Genomic DNA, 14,109 nt, shown 5'->3' with positions numbered 1-14,109 from the left:
CACAGGAATCGACCGCCGTGGTCAAGCCGTTGCCTCGCCTGAGGCTGCAGGGTTTCAACAACCTCACCAAGGCGCTGAGCTTCAACATCTATGACGTGTGTTACGCGCGCACCGAAGAGGAGCGTCAGCGTTACATTGAATACATCGATGAAGAGTACAACGCCGACAGGCTGACTCAAATCTTGACCGATGTCGCCGAGATCATCGGCGCCAACATCCTGAACGTGGCCCGCCAGGACTACGACCCGCAGGGTGCCTCGGTGACCATCCTGATCTCCGAAGAGCCGGTGATCGACAAGAAGCTGGCCGGCAAGGAGCTGATCTCCGACGCCGTGGTCGCGCACATGGACAAGAGCCACATCACTGTCCACACCTACCCGGAAACCCATCCGCAGGAAGGTATCGCGACGTTCCGCGCGGATATCGACGTGGCCACCTGTGGCGTCATTTCCCCGCTGAAGGCCCTGAACTACCTGATCGAGAGCCTTGAGTCGGACATCGTGATCATGGACTACCGCGTCCGTGGCTTCACCCGCGATGTGAAGGGCAAGAAGCACTTCATCGACCACAAGATCAACTCGATCCAGAACTTCCTGGCCAAGAACATCAAGTCGCGTTACGAGATGTTCGACGTCAACGTCTACCAGGAAAACATCTTCCACACGAAGATGCACCTGAAGGACTTCGACCTGGACCAGTACCTGTTCGAGGAGAAGGCCAAGAACCTGTCGTTCAAGGAACGCATGAAGATCGAAGCGCTGCTCAAGCGCGAGATCGAAGAGCTGTTCCACGGCCGCAACCTGTCCGAGTAAGCCCCATGCGCGATGCCCGCAGGCATCGCCACCCAGGCGGGACGACCCGCCCCGTGGAACCAGTGCCCCGCACGCGTTACAGTTCCACGGTGATGTACCGACCCACGGCCCGGTGTGAAAACACCGGGCCGTTTCGTTTTTCTCAAAAAAGGTAAGGAGCCCCCACCCATGCCCTGGATCCATCTGTTGCTGGCCGGTCTGTTCGAGATCGGTTTCGCACTTGGAATGAAGTACTCCGAAGGCTTCAGCAAACCCCTGCCTACCGTTGCCACGGTGGTGTCCGCATTGATCAGCCTGTACCTGATGAGCCAGGCGATGAAGAGCATCCCGGTCGGTACGGCCTATGCGATCTGGACCGGCATCGGCGCCCTGGGCGTGGCGGTGCTGGGTATCTACCTGTTCAACGACAGCGCCTCACCGGCCCGCCTGGCCTGCGTGGGCCTGATCGTGGCCGGTGTGATCGGCCTGAAGCTGGTCTCGCCCAATTGATTGACGGGGTCGGATCCCTTTTCCGCGGGAAAAGGGCTCTGACCCCATCATGGATCACGGACCGTAAGGGGGCAGAGCCCTTTCCCGATGGGAAAGGGATCCGACCCCGGCGGGTTCCCTACAGCCGGTAGGCGATGGTCTTCATGACCTTGGAGGCCACCGCCATCACCCCCGGAATCGGGAACGGCAGGCGGCGTGCGCCGGCCTGCTCGGCGTGGACCGCATGGCGGGCCTCGTCGTCCTTCATCACCGCGATGACCGCGCGGCTGCGCAGGTCGCCGGCCGGCAGGTCGACCAGATGCTCGTCCAGATGGGCCTCCACCTGGCGCTCGGTCTCGACCACGAAGCCCAGGTTCCAGCCGTCGCCGCGCAGCCCGGCCAGGGTGCCGATGGTGTAGCTGCCGGCGTACCACAGCGGGTTGAACAGGCTCGGACGGCTGTCCAGCTCACGCAGTCGGGTGGCGCACCAGGCCAGGTGGTCGGTTTCTTCCTGCGCCGCTTCCAGCAGGTGTTCGCGCGTGGCCGGGTCGCGGGCCACGGCGGCCTGGCCGAAATACAGGCCCTGCGCGCAGACCTCGCCGACGTGGTTGATCCGCATCAGGCCCGCGGCGTGGCGCCGCTCGGCGCTGTCCATGCCGGGCTCGTCGGTGTCCGCGGCCGGGTAGGGGCGGGCCGCCGGCGGATTGCCGAACACTGTGTCCAGGGCGCGCTGCGCCTCGGTCAGCAGGTGGTCCAGCGGGGTGGTCTGGCGGAGCACGGTCATGGCAGTACGGGGTGGGGCGGAAGACCCCTCGATTCTCGCCCGGCCCCGCGCCCCTGCCAACCCGGCCCAGGGGGCGGGTTGCGCGCCCCCGGCAAGATGAGTACAATCCCGCCTCTTACGCTTCACCTTTTCACAACGCGTGGCAGAGTTCCGGCGAGCCTTTCGCCGCAATGAGCCCGACCTAACCTAGAGTTCTTCATGAGCACTTTCACTGCCAAGAACGAGACCGTCCAGCGCGACTGGTACCTCGTCGACGCCGAGGGCAAGACCCTGGGCCGTCTCGCCACCGAGCTGGCCCGCCGTCTGCGCGGCAAGCACAAGCCGGTCTACACCCCGCACGTTGATACCGGCGACTACCTGGTCGTCATCAATGCAGAAAAGATTGCCGTCACCGGCAAGAAGCTGCAGGACAAGATGTATCACCGTTTCACCGGCTACATCGGCAACCTGAAGACCGAGTCCCTGGCCCAGGCGCTGGAGCGTCACCCGGAGCGCGTGATCGAGATCGCCGTGAAGGGCATGCTGCCGAAGGGCCCGCTGGGTCGCCAGATGTACCGCAAGCTCAAGGTCTACGCTGGCACTGAGCATCCGCACGCCGCACAGCAGCCGCAGGTTCTGGATATCTAATCATGGCTATCACTCAAAACTACGGCACTGGCCGCCGCAAGTCCTCCACCGCTCGCGTGTTCCTGCGCAAGGGTTCGGGCAACATCACCGTCAATGGCCGTCCGCTGGACGAGTTCTTCGGTCGTGAGACTGCGCGCATGATCGTGCGCCAGCCGCTCGAGCTGACCAAGAACACCGAAAGCTTCGACATCCTGGTCACCGCCGCTGGCGGCGGCACCACCGGCCAGGCCGGTGCGATCCGTCTGGGCATCGCCCGTGCGCTGGTCGAGTACGACGAAACCCTGAAGTCCGAGCTGCGCAAGGCTGGCTTCATGACCCGTGACGCCCGTGAAGTCGAGCGTAAGAAGGTCGGTCTGCACAAGGCCCGTCGCGCCACCCAGTTCTCCAAGCGCTGATTTACCGCGCCTGGCTGGGCTCCTTCGGGAGCCCGCTGGATGGAAAAGCAAAAGCCCGGCTTCGGCCGGGCTTTTGTCGTTTCGGGGGAGTGTGCATTGGAGGGGGTGGGGTCAGGGCCTTTTCCTGCGGAAAAGGATCCGACCCTGTGTCTCTGTAGAGCCGAGCCGATGCTCGGCTGCTCCTGGTCGGTGGGATGCGCGACCAAATTAAAAGCAAAAGGCCAGATCTTTCGATCTGGCCTTTTGCTTTTAATTTGGCTGCCCCGGATGGATTCGAACCACCGAATGCCTGAGTCAGAGTCAGGTGCCTTACCGCTTGGCGACGGGGCAAAACGTGCAACTATTTTCTCACTTTTCACGCTGAAAAACAACTTGATTTTCAGTGTGGTGGCTATGGGTGGACTCGAACCACCGACCCCAGCATTATGAGTGCTGTGCTCTAACCGGCTGAGCTACATAGCCTTGGTGAGCCCGCTATTCTGCGGATGTGTATCGACCCTGTCAACACTTTTGTGTCGTGCTTGTGGGCCGACAGAGGGCATGGGATAGTCCCGACCAGTAGATTTTCTTAGGAGTCCGCATCGTGATCGATCCGGACGGCTATCGACCGAACGTCGGCATCGTGCTGATGCGGCAGGACGGCCAGGTGTTCTGGGCACGACGTGTGCGCCGGGATGGTTGGCAGTTCCCGCAGGGTGGCATGAACACCGACGAGACGCCTGTCGAGGCCATGTATCGTGAACTGCAGGAAGAGACCGGCCTGCTGCCTGAGCATGTGGAAGTGCTTGGGGCGACACCCGGCTGGCTGCGCTACAAGCTGCCGGCGCGGGCCATCCGCCGCAACGAGCGGCAGGTCTGCATCGGCCAGAAGCAGGTCTGGTTCCTGCTGCGCCTGACCGGCGACGAATCCCACGTGAAGCTGGACCACACCGACTCGCCCGAGTTCGACCACTGGCGCTGGGTGGACTTCTGGTATCCGGTGGAGCATGTGGTGATGTTCAAGCGTGGCGTCTATGCGCGTGCGTTGCGACATCTGGCGCCGCTGGCGCGCGGGGTGGCCGGGCAGGGGGTTACCGCCATGCCCAAGAGCGCCGCCGAGGCCTGGATGCCGGGCCATACTGCAGGGCATGACCGCCCACGCAAGCGCCCTCGGACCCGCGGCTACTGGCCGAAGAAGGCCACGGGCGACGGCCCGGCCAGCTGAAGGGCTGAACGGTATCGAGAATGGTTCAGGTCTCTGATTGACAACCATTCTCGTTTCCATTGGAATAGCCAACAGGCCGCTTCTGGCCTGTCAGCCCGGTCCACGCCTGTGTACGTCTGCATCTGCAACGGAGTCACCGACCACCAGATCCGCGAAGCCGCCAGCAATGGCGTCACCTCGGTGGCCGAACTGACCATGCGTACCGGTTGCGGCGCTACCTGTGGTTCCTGCCTGGACATGGCCGGCGACCTGCTGGCCAAGGCGCGTGCCACCCACGATCTGCCGCTGCCGGTATTGGGCCTGGCCCAGGTCGCCTGATCGCTTCTTCGCGGCGCATTGACGCCGCGCTTTCGCATCCTTCACCTGCGGCCGCATAGGCCAATGCGCACGATTCGCGTTCCTTCACGACTGCATGCAAGGCGCTAAAGTGCCTGCGTTTTCAGCGTGCAGGAGCATCCCCATGAAGGGCGACACCAAGGTCATCGAATTCCTCAACAAGGTCCTCTACAACGAGCTGACCGCGATCAACCAGTATTTCCTGCACGCCAAGATGCTGAAGAACTGGGGCATCAAGGAACTGGCCGAACACGAGTACAAGGAATCGATCGACGAGATGAAGCATGCCGACATGCTCGCCGACCGCATCCTGTTCCTCGAAGGCCTGCCGAACTTCCAGGCACTGGGCAAGCTGCGCATCGGCGAGAACCCGACCGAGATCCTGCAGTGCGACCTGTCGCTGGAACGCGATGGCGTGGTCACCCTGCGCGAGGCCGTGGCCTATTCCGATTCGGTCGGCGACTACGTCAGCCGCCAGCTGTTCGTGAAGATCCTCGATTCGGAAGAAGAGCACATCGACTGGCTGGAAACCCAGCTGGACCTGATCGAGCGCATCGGCGAACCGAAGTACCTGCTGAGCAAGCTGGAAGAGTGAGTCAGCCGGCCTGGCCGGCGCGATGCTGTGCCAGGTAGCCCGTCAGTGCCACGCGCGCACGGGCGAATTCCGCAACCAGCAGCGCCACCGCCACTGCGGGGCGCTGCAGGCTGCCGCTGCGGGCTTCGTGCTCGATGCGCTGCGCGACTGCCGACAGCGACAGTGCGCCCACGTTCGCGCTGGATGACTTGAGGCTGTGCGCGACGGCCTGCAGGCGGGGCTCGTCGCCGGCCTGCGCGGCCTGCTGCAGCTGCTGCACCATCGTCGGCGTATCCTCCAGGAATACCGAGATGATCTGGATGGCGGTATCGCCGATCACCGCGTGCAGCTCGTCCAGCACGTCGCGGTCCAGCACCGGCTGTGGCTTGGAGCCGACTCGGCTGTCATCGTCTTGTAGAGCCGAGCCATGCTTGGCTGATGGAGCGCGACTGCTATTGGCCATCAGCCGAGCATGGCTCGGCTCTACCGAAGGCTGTCCCGGTGATGCAGCTTTCCCGCCCCCCCAGCGCTGCAGCAGCGCATGCAGGGTGGCACGTGCGATCGGCTTGGACAGGTAGTCGTCCATGCCGGCCTGCAGGCAGCGCTCGCGGTCACCAGCCATGGCATTGGCGGTCATCGCGATGATCGGCAGGCGTGGGCGCCCGTTCTCCACTTCCTCGGCGCGCCAGCGGCGGGTGGCGGCATAGCCGTCCAGAACCGGCATCTGGCAGTCCATCAGCACGACATCCACGCCCCCTTCGCGAAGGGCGACCAATGCCTGCTCGCCATCGGCGGCGTTGCGCACCACGCACTGGAACACGCCTAGCAGCTGCTCGGCCACCATGCGGTTGACCGTGTTGTCCTCCACCAGCAGCACGCGCAGGTGCAACGGCGGCAGCATGGGCGTGGGCTGCCCCGGTTCGGCATTGGCCAGCAGCGCGGCAGGGCGTGCATGCGCGACCGGTGCCGCCAGCAGTGCGTGCAGCGCAGCGTCGTCGAAATGCGCGGGTAGCTGCCGCTGGCGCGGGCGCGCTGGAAGGGCATCGTCCTGCAGCCACAGCACCTGCAGGGCGTCGTCCTCGCCACGCTCGGCCAACGCCTGTTGCAGCGTCGCTTCACCGATGCGGCGGGCGCGTGCATCGACCAGCAGCCAGGCTGGTGCCGGTTGCCCCGGCCTCGGTATCGCGCGCAGGCGCTCGACCACGGCATCGAACTGCGCCATGGCGTGCACCGGCAGTCCATGATGGGCCGCGATGCGCTCGATGCGTGCCTGCAGGATCGCATCGCTGCTGAACAGCAGCAGCGAGTCTGGCGTGCGCGCCATGGCCGGCAGGTCGCCGGGCACCTTCAGCAACGGGATCTCGAACCAGAACGTGGCGCCCTGGCCGGGCGTGGACTGCACGCCGATGCGCCCGTGCATCAGGTCGATGATGCGCTTGCAGATCGCCAGGCCCAGGCCGGTGCCACCGTAGATGCGGGTCGTTGAGGCATCGGCCTGGCTGAAGGACTGGAAGAGGCGCGCCTGCAGTGCCTCGTCGATGCCGATGCCGGTGTCGATGACCTCAAAGCGCAGCTGGTGCTGTGCCGCACCTTCGCCCAGGCGCTGCACGCGCAGCTGCACCTGGCCGCGTGCGGTGAACTTGATCGCGTTGGCCAGCAGGTTGCTCAACACCTGGCGCAGTCGTACCGGGTCGCCACGCACCGGCAGGCGCACCGACGGGTCCAGCTGCAGCCCCAGCGACAGGCCCTTGGCGTCGGCGGCGCGCTGCATGAGCTGCACCACGCCATCCAGCAGGTCACGCAGGTTGAAACTGGTGATCTCCAGTTCCAGTGCCTGCGCTTCCAGCCGCGAGTAGTCGAGGATGTCGTCGACGATGCGCAGCAGCTGCTGCGAGCTGGCCGAGGCGGTGGCCAGCATCTGCCGCTGGTCCTCGCCCAGCGGGCCGCGTGCGATCAGCTCCAGCATCGGCAGGATGCCGTTGAGCGGCGTACGGATCTCGTGGCTCATCGTGGCCAGGAACTCACCCTTGGCCAGCACGGCCGCCTCTGCGGCCTGCTTGGCCTGCAGCAGCTGCTGTTCCAGCTGCCCCTGGCGTTCGGTGGTGCGGCGCAGCTGGTCACGTTCGCTGGCCAACGCGCTGCGCTCACGCTGCAGGAGGGCCAGTGCATGGTTGCGCGCGCGCAGGCGCAGGCCCAACAGCAGCGCCGTGATGGAGGCCGCGGCAAGGGCAACCAGCAGCGCGACCCACATCGGCACGTCAGAGCACCGCGTTGTGGAAGTCGAAGTTCAGATCGCTGCCGGCAGACTGCACCATGTTGCCCTGGATGTAGTCGACACCGCCCACCCACATCGCGGCGGCAGCCTGTGGATCTTCGATCTGCTGGCCGATGATCTGCTGCCCGGCGGCGTGTGCCCGCTCGATTGCCCGGCGCAGCTCTTCGCGCGTGGCCGGATTGGAATGGCTGCTGGAGAAGCGCGCGGCCATGCGCACGAACGACAACGGCAGCTGGGTCAACAGCGCATCGGCTTCGCCCCCGGGCTCGAACTGGCTCAGGCAGAAACGCACGCCGGCCCCTGCCATGCGTTCGCAGAACTGCTGCAGCGGCACGGTGTGGATCAGCGCATCCGGCAGGCGCACGTCGATCACCAGCGCACTGCCGGGCAGGCCGCGCTGCTGCAGTGATTCCAGCAGCCAGTCGGCGAAGGCATCGCGCTGCAGGGTGCGCAGTGACTGTGAGACGAACAGGTTCAGCGGTTGCGTCGCGTGCCGGTACAGGTCGAGCAGCCCCAGTGCATGGTCCATCACCTGCTGGTCGAGATCGGCGATGCGCCCCGCGGCTTCCGCGGCCGGAATCACCTGGCCTGCCGCCAGCAGCGTACCGTCGGCCTGGCGAAGGCGCAGCAGCAGCTGGTATTGCGCGGTATTGCCGCCGGCGACGGCGACGATCGGCTGGTAGGCCAGTTCAAGCTGGCCTTCCAGCAGTGCCAGGTGTTCCTGCTCGCTGATCACGTCGCGGTGCACGTGGCCGGCCACGCCGGCGCTGAGCAGGCGTGCCTGCAGGGTGGTGCGCTCGACCGCTTCCAGCGCGCTGTTGGCATCGTCGAAGCCCGGCGACAGCGGTGCATAGCCGACCACGCCGCGCAGGTGCACGGATTCGTCATCGCGGATCACGAAGGCCCGCGCCGACAACTGCTCGCGCAGCGCAGCGGCAATGCCTTCCAGGCTGTCCTCGCTGACATTGCGCGCAAGCAGCAGGAAGCTGTTGTCGTTCAGGCGCGCCAGCAAGTGCGGGTGCCCGGCTTCTGCCAGGCGTTGCCCGGCCTGCACCATCAGGCGCTCGAAGGCGGCATAGCCATAGCGCTCGCGCAGGCCCAGTGCGCTGGATATCTCGACGAACAGCACGCCGCCCTGGTCGCGGTGGGCGAGCGCGGCGTTGAGCTGCTGCAGCACGTGATGCCGCGTCGGCAGCCCGGTTTCCGGATTGCTGGTGGCCGGGGTGCCGGATACGCCGGGCAGGGTTGCGGCCTGCGCCCGCGCGCGGCGGATGCGGTTGGCCACGGCGGCGATCAGGTGGCGCGGGCGGATCGGCTTGCTCAGGTAGTCGTCGGCGCCACTGTCGAGCACCTCGAACTGGCGTTCCGGGTCCGGGTCGCCGCTGAGGAACACGATGGGCAGCAGCTGCAGGCCGGGCTGCTGGCGGATCAGCGCGGTCAGGCGCATTCCGTCCAGGCCGGGCAGGTGCAGGTCCATCAGGATCAGGTCGGGGCGATGTTCCTTGATCGCCTGCAGCGCGTCATCGGCATCGCTGTGCACGATCGCCTGCATGCCGGCGCCGTGCAGCACGCTCTGTGCGAACAGCGCCTGGGCACGATCATCCTCGACGATCAGCACGCGGTAGGGCGAATCGGAATGCAGCGGTGCGGGGTCATTGCTGCCGGCCTCTGCCAGCAGGGATGGGCCGGGCAGCGGTGGCGGTGCGCTGCCAATCCCAGGGGGTGTATCGACGGCCGCCAGCGGTGCGGCTGACGCCGGTGCTGCCGTGACCGCGGCCGCCGGGCCTGGCGCCCAGCGTTGCCAATGGTCGGCCGGAGGGGTTTCAGCGCGTCCCGGGCGGGCGCCCGCGGGGGATTCGTTTGCGGCCATCGGTGCTCCTGGTGTTCGCGTCCATTATGCGACAAGCCCGGCGATCAACCGGTGCCGGGCTGGCGTGCACTGTCGGGCGACGCAGTGCGTGCCAGCCAGCGCACGCCCTTCCACAGGGCGCGCCAGACCAGCCACACCAGCAGTGCGCCGGCCAGGCTGCAGGCCAGCACCACGATCAGCGCGATCCACGGGTGTGCCAGGGCCAGGGCCAGGCCACCGACCACCACGGTGTCCTCGGCGGCGGAGGCGACCCAGTTGCTGGCCGGTTCCGGCGACGTGTTGAGCAGGGCACGGGTGCCGGCTTTCAAGCCATGGCTGGCCAGCGCAACACCGGCACCGGCGGCGAGTGCACCGGTGCCGAGCTGGCCGTCCGGCGACAGCGTGGCCGCGGCGAGGAAAGCACCCGCAGGCACGCGTGCCAGGGTCTGCACCAGGTCCCAGGCCGAGTCCACGCCGGGGATCTTGTCGGCGAAGAATTCGGTCACCGCCAGTGCCGCCGAGGTGCCCAGCACCCACCACGATTCGGTGGCCTGCAGGGCGGGGGGCAGGTCGACCCAGCCGAGCAGGCCGGCCAGGCCGACGCCGAATACGGTGAGGTAGACGCGGATGCCGGCCAGCCAGGCCAGCAGGATGCCGATCACGAACAGGTGGGCTTCGGTCATGGCGGTGCTCCGGCGACGGAACTGTGCAGGGGGCCACACTATCGGCGATGGCGTGCCTGAACGCCACAGACCGTGGCCGGCCAGTGCGCAGGAAACCCACCCGTCCTGTCATACACTAGCCCGTCGTTTGCCACAGGGGCCGTACCGGCGTCGCCCTCGCGATGCCCCGGAATCCACCCATGACCAACCGTCCTCCCATGCGCGTGCAGGTCCGCCTGCCCGGCGCGCCACAACCGCCGGCCGACCGCCGCCGCCTGCTGGTGATCGGCGGCATCTGGCTGCTCAGCCTGGTGCTGGCGGTACTGGGCGGCTGCTGGATGGCCACGCCGCGCGATGCGCAGGGCCAGCGCCTGCAGGCCGCCGAGAAGCGCGCCGAGACGCTGCAGGCACAGCTGACCGAACTGCGCCAGAAGCAGGCCACGCTGGAAGCTTCCGATCGCATCAGCCGCGCCGCCAATACCGAGGTGCAGTCCTCCCTGGCCGAGCGCGATGAGGAAATCGCCGGCCTGCGTGCCGACGTCGCCTTCTATGAGCGCCTGGTGGGCTCGACCAGCCAGCGCAAGGGCCTGAACACCCATTCGATCGAGTTCAGCCCGGAAGCGGCCGGCACCTGGCAGTACACCGCCGTGCTGACCCAGAACCTCAACCGCGGTGCCATCAGCCAGGGGCAGATGCGTTTCACCGTGGAAGGCGTGAAGAACGGCAAGCTGGCCACGATCAGCTGGGATGATCTGCACCAGCGCAGCAAGGTGCCGGGACAGGATTACTCGTTCCGGTACTTCCAGCAGATCACCGGCAGCGTGATGCTGCCGGCTGACTTCACCCCGCAACGCGTGCGGGTGACATTGGGGAGTGGTACGGGGGGTACCACCCAGGTATTCGACTGGAAACAGGCCGGTGCGCCGGCCAGCAAAGGGGAGTAGGCAGATGTTCGGAAGCAGCAAATCCAACCGTGAAGGCCAGCTGGTGGTGGATGCCCTGATCGGCAACCAGGTGGTGATCCGCGGTGATGTGGAATTCAGTGGTGGCCTGTACGTGGAAGGCCGCATCCACGGCAAGGTGATCGCCGCCGAAGGCGCCAGCGGCGCGACCCTGACGGTCGCCGAGCATGGCGTGATCGAGGGCGAGATCCGCGCCCAGGTGGTGGTCATCAGCGGTCGCCTCGATGGCGATGTGCATGCCACCGAGAAGGTCGAGCTGACCCCGAGCGCGCGGGTCAACGGCAACGTCCATTACCAGGTGGTGGAGATGAATGCGGGCGCCCAGCTGAACGGCCGCCTGATCCATGCCAGCGCGCCGATGGCGGCCCTGCCGGCCCCGGAAGGCGACGACGCCAATGGTGGCAAGGGTGACACTGCCGCACGCCGCAAGCTGGCCGAAGCGATGGCTTGAAAGCCATCGTCGGCGCCCCCATGCTGACGGCATGAGCACGCTAGTCTCCCTGCCCGGCGCCACCCCGGCCGCCGCGCCCGATTACCAGTCGCTGGAGCGCCCGCTGAACTTCACCGAGTCGGCGGCCGCCAAGGTCAAATCCCTGATCCAGGAAGAGGGCAACCCCGACCTGGCATTGCGCGTGTACATCGAAGGCGGCGGCTGTTCCGGTTTCCAGTACGGGTTCGAGTTCGACGAGAACCGTGCCGACGATGACCTGGCGGTGCAGACCAGCGGGGTGACCCTGCTGGTCGACCCGCTGAGCCTGCAGTACCTGATGGGCGCCGAGGTGGACTACACCGAGAGCCTGACCGGTGCGCAGTTCGTGATCCGCAACCCGAACGCCAAGACCACCTGCGGCTGCGGCAGCAGCTTCAGCATGTAGGCAGGGCGCGGGGCCTGCGTCCCGCGCGACAAGGTGTGTGGAGCAAGCTCCACACCTGCAGACGGTTTCGGCAAAGCCTGCGGCTTGCCACCTGCATCGATTGGCGGCACGCTTGCCGGATGCCCAATACTCCTTCGCCGCTTTCCGGTTTCGCCTTCGTGGGCGAACCGCTGGAGCGCGCCGATGCCCTGCGCGAAGATGCCGATGCACTGGCGCGCCTGTGGCCGGGTGCGCGCATTCTGGTGCTCGATCAGGACGGCAGCGCCTTCACCGGCGATGACGACCAGCCGCTGGCACTGACCGGCGCCGACATCGGCGGCGGTCCCGGCTCCGCGATCTTCCTCGGCCTGCGCGGGGAACAAGCGTGGTTCTCGGTTGAAGCCGCCAGCGTCACCGTCACCGCACCACGTCGCCTCGACCTGCGCCAGGCCGCCCTACTGTGGTCGGTGGCTGATGCGACCGCTTTCAGCTACGCCCGTGGCATGTCCTACTGGCACTCGCGCACCCGTTTCTGCGGTGTATGCGGTGGTGCCGTGGCGTTTGCCCGCGGCGGCTTCGTGGGGCGTTGCGCGCAGTGTTCCACCGAGCACTACCCGCGTGTCGACCCCGCTGTGATCGTGGCGGTTGAAAACCAGGGCCGCCTGCTGCTCGGCCGCCAGTCGAACTGGGCGCCACGTCGCTACTCGGTGCTGGCCGGCTTTGTCGAACCGGGCGAAACCTTCGAGCAGACCGTGGTGCGCGAAGTCCACGAGGAGAGCAAGGTGCGGGTGACCGCCTGCCAGTACCTCGGTTCGCAACCCTGGCCATTTCCGGGAGCGCTGATGGTTGGCTTCCGCGCGCAGGCGCACGCCGATCTGCCGATCGTGGATGGTGAACTGGAGGACGCGCGCTGGTTCAGTGCCGAGGAGGTCGGTGCCGCGCTGGCACGTGATGACCAGGACGATGGCGAGGGTATCCGCCTGTCACCGCCGATCTCGATTTCGCGAGGGCTGATCGAGCACTGGTACCGGCAGCAGAAGGGCTGAGCCAGGCCGGTGGGGGCGCCTGTATTGCCGCCACCTGAACACGGCACGGGTTACAGTCCGGTTCACCGCTGAGGGTGCCGCTGCGGCAGGTAAGGTAGCGACGCCGAGCGATCTGTTTCGTAGGGAGACCCGCCATGTTCACCACTCTGGCCGCCGTGCTGGTCGCACTGGCCCTGGGCCATGTCGCTCCGGCTGCTGCTGCCTCGCTGCGCCGTTTCGACGGCTTCCGGCGCTGGTTGGGCTGGCTGGACGCGCATGGTGGAAAGGCCTGGCAGGGGCCGGCGGGCGTTGCCCTGGCACTGCTGCCGCCGCTGCTGCTGCTGGGCCTGCTGGCCTGGCTGCTGCGCGGGGTACTGTTCGGCCTGCCGTCGCTGTTGCTGGGCGTGGCGGTGCTGGCCTGGTGCTGGGGCCCGCGTGACCTGGACCGCGATATCGAGGCCATCATCGATGCCGACGATGCAGCGACGCGACAGGCCGCAGTGCGCAACCTGCAGTCGGCCGGCGGCAGCCTGCGCGAAGACATTCCGTCGCTGGTCGAGGCGACGGTGCTCAACGCACTGCGGCGCTGGTTCGCGGTGTTGTTCTGGTTCCTGCTGCTGGGCCCGGCCGGCGCGTTGGGTTACCGGCTGCTGGCGCTGATGGCGGAGAGCCCGATGCGCGCACGCGTGCCGGTGGAGCCGCTGGCGCTGGCGCAGCGCCTGCTGGGCTGGATCGAGTGGCCGGTGGCGCAGCTGATGGCGTTCTCGATGGCGCTGGTCGGCAATTTCGATACGGCGTGGAAGGCCTGGCGCCAGGCGCACGGTGAGCGCCTGGCAGGCAACATCGGCTTCCTGGGTGCGGTGGCGCGGGCCAGCGTCAATGCCGAACTGCGCGAGGACGCGCACGATTACACCGAGGCAGGGCTGTTGCCGGTGTGGCAGCGGTTGCCGGACCTGCGCGATGCGATGAGCCTGGTGTGGCGGATGCTGCTGCTGTGGCTGGCGATCCTTGCCTTGCTGGTGATTGCAGGCTGGGTGACGTAGGTGTTTTGGCAGGGCTTGCAGCCCTGCACCTGCAGAAGCAAGAGCAACAGCCGGATTACCGCGGGATGGCGGGGTGGGGGGGGGGGGGGGGGGGGGGGGGGGGGGGGGGGGGCCGCCCCCCCCCCGCCCCCCCCCCCCCCCCCCCCCCCCCCCCCCGCCCCCCCCCCCCCCCCCCCCCCCCCCCACCCCGCCTTCGACAGTTTTCCGTGCACTGACGTTCTGTAGAGCCGAGCCATGCT

At 66.8% G+C, this 14,109-nt stretch carries 16 protein-coding genes and 2 tRNA genes; 12 read left to right on the top strand and 6 right to left on the bottom strand.

Annotated elements, in window-relative coordinates; all coding sequences use genetic code 11:
* The first annotated feature begins 17 nt into the window (after positions 1 to 17).
* Complete coding sequence (gene speD, locus V3B41_RS04550; RefSeq protein WP_005411315.1) at positions 18 to 812, top strand: adenosylmethionine decarboxylase; 795 nt, start codon at positions 18 to 20, stop codon at positions 810 to 812.
* A 168-nt stretch (positions 813 to 980) separates the two neighbouring features.
* Entirely contained in the window at positions 981 to 1,301 is a 321-nt protein-coding gene (gene sugE / locus V3B41_RS04545; RefSeq protein ID WP_049426876.1) for a quaternary ammonium compound efflux SMR transporter SugE, read from the top strand.
* Between the two features lie 118 nt (positions 1,302 to 1,419).
* Here sugE and coq7 read toward each other — a convergent pair whose 3' ends face one another.
* Positions 1,420 to 2,064 carry a 2-polyprenyl-3-methyl-6-methoxy-1,4-benzoquinone monooxygenase gene (gene coq7 / locus V3B41_RS04540; RefSeq protein ID WP_049426878.1) on the bottom strand — a complete coding sequence of 215 codons (645 nt, stop codon included), beginning with the start codon at positions 2,062 to 2,064 and terminating at the stop codon, positions 1,420 to 1,422.
* Between the two features lie 198 nt (positions 2,065 to 2,262).
* Here coq7 and rplM point away from each other — a divergent pair, with 198 nt between their 5' ends.
* Positions 2,263 to 2,691, top strand: coding sequence for a 50S ribosomal protein L13 (gene rplM / locus V3B41_RS04535; protein WP_005414692.1), 429 nt, complete (start codon positions 2,263 to 2,265; stop codon positions 2,689 to 2,691).
* A 2-nt stretch (positions 2,692 to 2,693) separates the two neighbouring features.
* Complete coding sequence (gene rpsI / locus V3B41_RS04530) at positions 2,694 to 3,086, top strand: 30S ribosomal protein S9 (protein ID WP_005411311.1); 393 nt, start codon at positions 2,694 to 2,696, stop codon at positions 3,084 to 3,086.
* Between the two features lie 255 nt (positions 3,087 to 3,341).
* Here rpsI and V3B41_RS04525 read toward each other — a convergent pair.
* Together V3B41_RS04525 and V3B41_RS04520 are read right to left on the bottom strand one after the other, a co-directional pair.
* Positions 3,342 to 3,416: transfer RNA gene (locus tag V3B41_RS04525), tRNA-Gln, on the bottom strand.
* Between the two features lie 55 nt (positions 3,417 to 3,471).
* Positions 3,472 to 3,548: transfer RNA gene (locus V3B41_RS04520), tRNA-Met, on the bottom strand.
* Positions 3,549 to 3,669: 121 nt separating this feature from the next.
* On the opposite strand from V3B41_RS04520, the gene V3B41_RS04515 reads away from it, so the two are divergent.
* The 3 genes from V3B41_RS04515 to bfr all read left to right on the top strand — a co-directional run bounded on the left by V3B41_RS04515 (position 3,670) and on the right by bfr (position 5,221).
* Entirely contained in the window at positions 3,670 to 4,290 is a 621-nt protein-coding gene (locus V3B41_RS04515) for an RNA pyrophosphohydrolase (protein WP_005411310.1), read from the top strand.
* A 108-nt stretch (positions 4,291 to 4,398) separates the two neighbouring features.
* A complete protein-coding gene (locus tag V3B41_RS04510) occupies positions 4,399 to 4,608 on the top strand; it encodes a bacterioferritin-associated ferredoxin (RefSeq protein WP_049426881.1) in 210 nt (69 codons plus the stop codon).
* Positions 4,609 to 4,750: 142 nt separating this feature from the next.
* Entirely contained in the window at positions 4,751 to 5,221 is a 471-nt protein-coding gene (bfr, locus tag V3B41_RS04505; protein WP_005419804.1) for a bacterioferritin, read from the top strand.
* A gap of 1 nt (position 5,222) precedes the next feature.
* Here bfr and V3B41_RS04500 read toward each other — a convergent pair whose 3' ends face one another.
* Genes V3B41_RS04500 through V3B41_RS04490 form a run of 3 tightly spaced genes read right to left on the bottom strand, consistent with a single transcriptional unit; the run spans position 5,223 to position 10,007 of the window.
* On the bottom strand, positions 5,223 to 7,457 hold the full coding sequence (locus tag V3B41_RS04500; protein ID WP_329860231.1) for an ATP-binding protein: 2,235 nt from the start codon (positions 7,455 to 7,457) through the stop codon (positions 5,223 to 5,225).
* 1 nt (position 7,458) lies between these two features.
* Positions 7,459 to 9,345, bottom strand: a complete 1,887-nt coding sequence (locus V3B41_RS04495) for an EAL domain-containing protein (protein WP_049426884.1) — start codon at positions 9,343 to 9,345, stop codon at positions 7,459 to 7,461.
* 44 nt (positions 9,346 to 9,389) lie between these two features.
* A complete protein-coding gene (locus V3B41_RS04490; RefSeq protein ID WP_049426886.1) occupies positions 9,390 to 10,007 on the bottom strand; it encodes a DUF4126 domain-containing protein in 618 nt (205 codons plus the stop codon).
* A 179-nt stretch (positions 10,008 to 10,186) separates the two neighbouring features.
* On the opposite strand from V3B41_RS04490, the gene V3B41_RS04485 reads away from it, so the two are divergent.
* The 5 genes from V3B41_RS04485 (at position 10,187) to ampE (ending at position 13,870) form a co-directional block, all read left to right on the top strand.
* Positions 10,187 to 10,930, top strand: a complete 744-nt coding sequence (locus V3B41_RS04485) for a DUF6776 family protein (protein ID WP_100442148.1) — start codon at positions 10,187 to 10,189, stop codon at positions 10,928 to 10,930.
* Between the two features lie 4 nt (positions 10,931 to 10,934).
* Positions 10,935 to 11,399, top strand: coding sequence for a polymer-forming cytoskeletal protein (locus tag V3B41_RS04480; RefSeq protein ID WP_099554096.1), 465 nt, complete (start codon positions 10,935 to 10,937; stop codon positions 11,397 to 11,399).
* A gap of 31 nt (positions 11,400 to 11,430) precedes the next feature.
* Positions 11,431 to 11,823: an iron-sulfur cluster insertion protein ErpA gene (erpA, locus tag V3B41_RS04475; protein ID WP_106550933.1), complete on the top strand. Its 393-nt coding sequence runs from the start codon at positions 11,431 to 11,433 to the stop codon at positions 11,821 to 11,823.
* A 119-nt stretch (positions 11,824 to 11,942) separates the two neighbouring features.
* Positions 11,943 to 12,848: an NAD(+) diphosphatase gene (gene nudC, locus V3B41_RS04470; protein WP_197620078.1), complete on the top strand. Its 906-nt coding sequence runs from the start codon at positions 11,943 to 11,945 to the stop codon at positions 12,846 to 12,848.
* A 134-nt stretch (positions 12,849 to 12,982) separates the two neighbouring features.
* Positions 12,983 to 13,870, top strand: a complete 888-nt coding sequence (gene ampE / locus V3B41_RS04465) for a regulatory signaling modulator protein AmpE (protein ID WP_049426892.1) — start codon at positions 12,983 to 12,985, stop codon at positions 13,868 to 13,870.
* The last annotated feature ends 239 nt before the right edge of the window (positions 13,871 to 14,109 follow it).

It is taken from the genome of Stenotrophomonas sp. SMYL89 (assembly GCF_036319985.1).
Taxonomy (GTDB): domain Bacteria; phylum Pseudomonadota; class Gammaproteobacteria; order Xanthomonadales; family Xanthomonadaceae; genus Stenotrophomonas; species Stenotrophomonas maltophilia_Q.
The sequence above is the reverse complement of the archived record's forward strand: the minus strand, read 5'-3'. Positions and strand labels throughout refer to the sequence as shown.

What these genes read in the sequence shown, in the direction of transcription:
- sugE (WP_049426876.1), top strand. Translation starts at nt 981, where the DNA reads ATGCCCTGGATCCATCTGTTGCTGGCCGGTCTGTTCGAGATCGGTTTC.
- coq7 (WP_049426878.1), bottom strand. Translation starts at nt 2,064, where the DNA reads ATGACCGTGCTCCGCCAGACCACCCCGCTGGACCACCTGCTGACCGAG.
- rplM (WP_005414692.1), top strand. Translation starts at nt 2,263, where the DNA reads ATGAGCACTTTCACTGCCAAGAACGAGACCGTCCAGCGCGACTGGTAC.
- rpsI (WP_005411311.1), top strand. Translation starts at nt 2,694, where the DNA reads ATGGCTATCACTCAAAACTACGGCACTGGCCGCCGCAAGTCCTCCACC.
- bfr (WP_005419804.1), top strand. Translation starts at nt 4,751, where the DNA reads ATGAAGGGCGACACCAAGGTCATCGAATTCCTCAACAAGGTCCTCTAC.
- V3B41_RS04495 (WP_049426884.1), bottom strand. Translation starts at nt 9,345, where the DNA reads ATGGCCGCAAACGAATCCCCCGCGGGCGCCCGCCCGGGACGCGCTGAA.
- V3B41_RS04490 (WP_049426886.1), bottom strand. Translation starts at nt 10,007, where the DNA reads ATGACCGAAGCCCACCTGTTCGTGATCGGCATCCTGCTGGCCTGGCTG.
- V3B41_RS04485 (WP_100442148.1), top strand. Translation starts at nt 10,187, where the DNA reads ATGACCAACCGTCCTCCCATGCGCGTGCAGGTCCGCCTGCCCGGCGCG.
- V3B41_RS04480 (WP_099554096.1), top strand. Translation starts at nt 10,935, where the DNA reads ATGTTCGGAAGCAGCAAATCCAACCGTGAAGGCCAGCTGGTGGTGGAT.
- erpA (WP_106550933.1), top strand. Translation starts at nt 11,431, where the DNA reads ATGAGCACGCTAGTCTCCCTGCCCGGCGCCACCCCGGCCGCCGCGCCC.
- nudC (WP_197620078.1), top strand. Translation starts at nt 11,943, where the DNA reads ATGCCCAATACTCCTTCGCCGCTTTCCGGTTTCGCCTTCGTGGGCGAA.
- ampE (WP_049426892.1), top strand. Translation starts at nt 12,983, where the DNA reads ATGTTCACCACTCTGGCCGCCGTGCTGGTCGCACTGGCCCTGGGCCAT.